Below are 3,887 nucleotides of genomic sequence, written 5' to 3'. Positions count from 1 at the left end.
CTCGTGACCGGCGGCGGCACCGGCCTCGGCCGTGCGATGGCCGAGCGCTTCCTGAGCCTGGGCGCCGACGTCGCGATCTGCGGCCGGCGCCAGAGCGTCTGCGAGGAGACTGCGGCCGAATGGCGCAGCCAGTTCCCGGGCCGCCGCATCGACACCTTCGGCGTCGACATCCGCAATGCGCAGGCGGTGGACGAGATGGTCGAGAGCCTGTGGCAGTCCGGCGGCCTGACCGGGCTGATCAACAACGCGGCCGGCAACTTCGTGGCGCCGACCGAGAGCCTGTCGCCGCGGGCCTTCGACGCGGTCGCCAACATCGTCTTCCACGGCAGCTTCTACGTCACGCAGGCGGTGGGCAAGCGCTGGGTGGCCGAGGCCAAGGAGGGCAAGTGGAAGGCCGGCGATCCGTACCGCAGCGTGATGAGCATCATCGTCACCTGGGTCGACAACGGCAGCCCCTACGTGGTGCCGTCGGCGATGAGCAAGGCCGGTATCGAGGTCATGACCAAGTCGCTGGCGACCGAGTGGGCGCGCTACGGCATCCGCCTCAACGCCGTGGGTCCGGGCGAGATCCCGACCGAGGGCATGAGCAAGCGCCTGAATCCCGGCGAAGAACCCGGCGCCCGCAGCAAGGCCAGCAATCCGATGGCGCGCACCGGGCAGATGAGCGAACTGCAGAACCTGGCCGCGTTCCTGATGGCGCGCGGCCAGTGCGACTGGCTCACCGGCCAGAGCATCATGATGGACGGCGGCAACGCGCTGGCCACCGGCGGCAATTTCTACGAATTGCGCCAGTGGAGCGACGCCGACTGGCTGGCCGCGCGCGAGCGCATCGAGGCGCAGAACCAGAAGGACAAGGCACAGCGCTGAAGCCGGTCCGCTTCAGGGCCGGCTGCGCGCCGGTACCGGCCGGCGCCCCCACCAGCCCCGGACTCGGGCGGCGAGGCCCTGGTTGATCGCCAGGCCCAGCAGCACCGCCGCGGTGCCGAGCCACTGCGCCGGGCTCGGCCGCTCGCCGAAGGCGAGTGCCGCGGCCGCCAGCCCGACCACCGGCACCAGCAGCGAGAACGGCACCACGCGGCCGGCCGCATGGCGCTGCAACAGTCGGGTCCACAGCGTGTAGGCGAGCAGGGTGGCGAACCAGGCCAGGAACAGCACCGCCAGCAGGGCCCGCAGGTCGAGCCCGCCGATCTGGCGCAGCACCTGCGCCGGGCCGTCCGTGGCCACCGCCAGCAGCGTGAAAGGCAGCACCGGCACCAGGCTGCTCCAGACGATGAAGCCGAAGGGATCGTAGCCGGGCGCGGCCCGCACCGCGAAGCGCACCACCACGTTGGATACGGCCCACATCAGCGCGGCCGACAGCGTGAGGATGAAGCCGATCAGGGTCATCTGGCCCGGGCCGTCGCCGTGCGCGGCGGCGATCACCAGCAGGCCAGCGAGCGCAACCGCGAGCCCGAGCCACTGGCTGCGCTGCACCCGTTCGCCCAGCAGCGGCCCGGCGAGCAGCAGCGTGAAGAAGGCCTGGGTCTGCATCACGACCGAGGCCATGCCGGCGGTCATGCCGAGCTGCAGGCCGAGGAACAGCAGGCCGAACTGGCCCACACCCTGCGCCAGCCCGTAGGCGGCGAGATAGCGCCAGGGCATGGCCGGCCGCGCCACGAACAGCAGCAGCGGCAGCGACGCGACGGCGAAGCGCAGCGCGCCGAGCAGCATCGGGCTCAGGTCCTGCAGCCCGAGCTTCATGGCGACGAAGTTGAGGCCCCAGATCAGGACCACGCCCATCGCGGCGGCGAGGTCGCYGCGGCTCAGCGTCGTGTTCATTGGGTAGCCTCCGTGCTGCGCACTGCGGCGCGAGCTTGCTTGGAGCGGTCCGGCGCCGCGCTCATGCCGACGCCTGGCCGGCTCGTGTCCCTTGCGCGCAGCGGGCGGCCTTGAATGCCATGAACGCCTCCAGGCTGGTCTTCTTCGGCACATAGCCGAATTCGGTCTTGAGCCGCTTGTTGCACAGCACCGGGCGATAGCGCAGGAAGTCGAGTTGCTCGGGACCGTAGCGGCTGATGCCCAGCCGCGAGCCGACGGCCAGCGCGAGCTTGAGCAGCGATGCCGGCATCGACAACAGCGGCTTGCGCAGCAGCGCCGCGATCTGCGGCAACGTGAGCGCGCCGTCGCCGGCGACATTGAAGCAGCCGGTGCGGCCGGTGGTGATGGCATGGACTACGCAGCCGGTCACGTCCTCGTCCCAGATGAATACGAAGGGACTGTCGCTGCCGCGGATCGCGAGGATGCGCGGCTTGTCGAACAGCGCCGTGATCTGGTTGTGCACGTGGGTGCCCAGGATGGTGCCGATGCGCAGCACCGTCTGCTGCAGCGTGGGGTGGTCGACGCGGTATTCGGCCAGCATCTCCTCCACCTGCCGCTTGTGGTCCGAGTAGGCGAAGCTCTGGTTGCCGCGCAGCGCGTCGTCTTCGTCGATCCACGCCGGGTTGTCGGCGTGGTAGCCGTAGGCGGCGCCGCTCGAGGACACGACGATGTGCCGCACACCGTGCGCGACGCAGGCCTCGAGCACATTGCGGGTCCCGAGCACGTCGACCGAGTGCTCGAACTCGCGCGTGCTGCCGGGGCCGGGCGTGACGATCGAGGCCAGGTGCACCACGGCGTCGATCGCGTGCCGGCCGAACGTGGCACCGAGCTCCGCGCCGCGCACGTCCTGCACCGCATAGCTGACGCCGGGCACGCGCCGCGCGGCCGGCACCTCGCGCACGTCGAGGGCGAGCACGCAGTCGATGTCGGGCAGGGCGGCGAGGGCGGCCACCACCGTGCGGCCGAGGAAACCGTCGGCGCCGGTGACGAGCACCCGGCGTGCCGCGAAGGGCAGAACTACATCCATGATTCAGGCCGAACGCGCGGCCGGTGAAGACAGCGGGCGGCGCGCCCACCAGGCGGCGAGCCCGAGGCCCGCGACGATGTCCCAGAAGCCCCAGACGCCGGCGACCACCGCCATGCCGCCGAGGCCGCCGAAGAAGCTGAAAATCAGCACCAGCCCGAGGCCGGCATTGCGGATGCCGACCTCGAAGCTGACCGCGCGGCGGTCGTATTCCGCCAGCCCGGTGGCCGTGGCGCAGGCATAGCCGGTGGCGAAGGCCAGCGCGTCGTGCAGCACCACCGCCACCAGCACCAGGCCGACGTAGTCGAGGAAGTAGCGCCAGTTGCCGGCGATCGCCGCCAGGATGAAGCCGACCAGGCAGACGAAGCTCAGGATCCGGGCCGGCTTCTTGATGCGCTCGGTGAGCCGCGGCAGCCAATGGGAGCAGGCCAGCCCGATGACGAAGGGCGCGCCGATGATCGTCACGATGTGCAGCACCATCTCGGCCGGGTCGAGCGCGATGGCCTTGAGCAGCGGTGCCGCCGTGGGATGCAGCCCGCCCCAGAAGGCGAAGTTGAGCGGCATCACGACGATCGAGATCAGGTTCGAGATCGCGGTCATCGACACCGACAGCGCCACGTTGCCGCCCGCGCGGTGGGTCAGGATGTTCGACACGTTGCCGGGCGGGCAGCAGGCCACCAGGATCATGCCGAGCGCGATGCTCGGCGCCGGATTCAGCAGCAGCGTGAGCCCGAAGGTGACCGCCGGCAGCACGATGAACTGCGCCGCGATGCCGACCGCCATCGCCACCGGCATGCGCATCACGCGCTTGAAATCGGCGACGCGCGTGTCCAGCGCGATGCCGAACATCAGGAAGCCGAGCACCGCGTTGAGTGCGATCAGCGAGGCCGGATTGAAATTGAGGCGGACCTCGTCGACAGGCAGCATGGGTGGGTTTCCTCAGGCGAGCGCGGCGGCAGCGTCGCGCACCGCGCGGCGATAGCTGTCCTTGTGAACGTAGTAGGCC

4 protein-coding genes are annotated in these 3,887 nt (G+C 70.4%); 1 reads left to right on the top strand and 3 read right to left on the bottom strand.

Annotation, left to right across the window (positions count from 1 at the left end):
- Positions 1-867: SDR family oxidoreductase (locus AC1D2K_RS31490; RefSeq protein WP_478093962.1), on the top strand; the 867-nt coding region annotated here is incomplete at its 5' end.
- Positions 868-879: 12 nt separating this feature from the next.
- Here the strand turns inward: AC1D2K_RS31490 and AC1D2K_RS31485 are convergent.
- From AC1D2K_RS31485 to AC1D2K_RS31475, 3 genes are all read right to left on the bottom strand, one after another.
- Positions 880-1,818 carry an EamA family transporter gene (locus AC1D2K_RS31485; protein ID WP_478093960.1) on the bottom strand — a complete coding sequence of 313 codons (939 nt, stop codon included), beginning with the start codon at positions 1,816-1,818 and terminating at the stop codon, positions 880-882.
- 61 nt (positions 1,819-1,879) lie between these two features.
- On the bottom strand, positions 1,880-2,884 hold the full coding sequence (locus tag AC1D2K_RS31480) for an SDR family oxidoreductase (RefSeq protein ID WP_478093958.1): 1,005 nt from the start codon (positions 2,882-2,884) through the stop codon (positions 1,880-1,882).
- Positions 2,885-2,887: 3 nt separating this feature from the next.
- Complete coding sequence (locus AC1D2K_RS31475; protein WP_478093956.1) at positions 2,888-3,808, bottom strand: bile acid:sodium symporter family protein; 921 nt, start codon at positions 3,806-3,808, stop codon at positions 2,888-2,890.
- Between the last annotated feature and the right edge of the window lie 79 nt (positions 3,809-3,887).

The sequence above is a fragment of the Variovorax sp. P1_H12_2 genome (assembly GCF_056405335.1).
The sequence above is the reverse complement of the archived record's forward strand: the minus strand, read 5'-3'. Positions and strand labels throughout refer to the sequence as shown.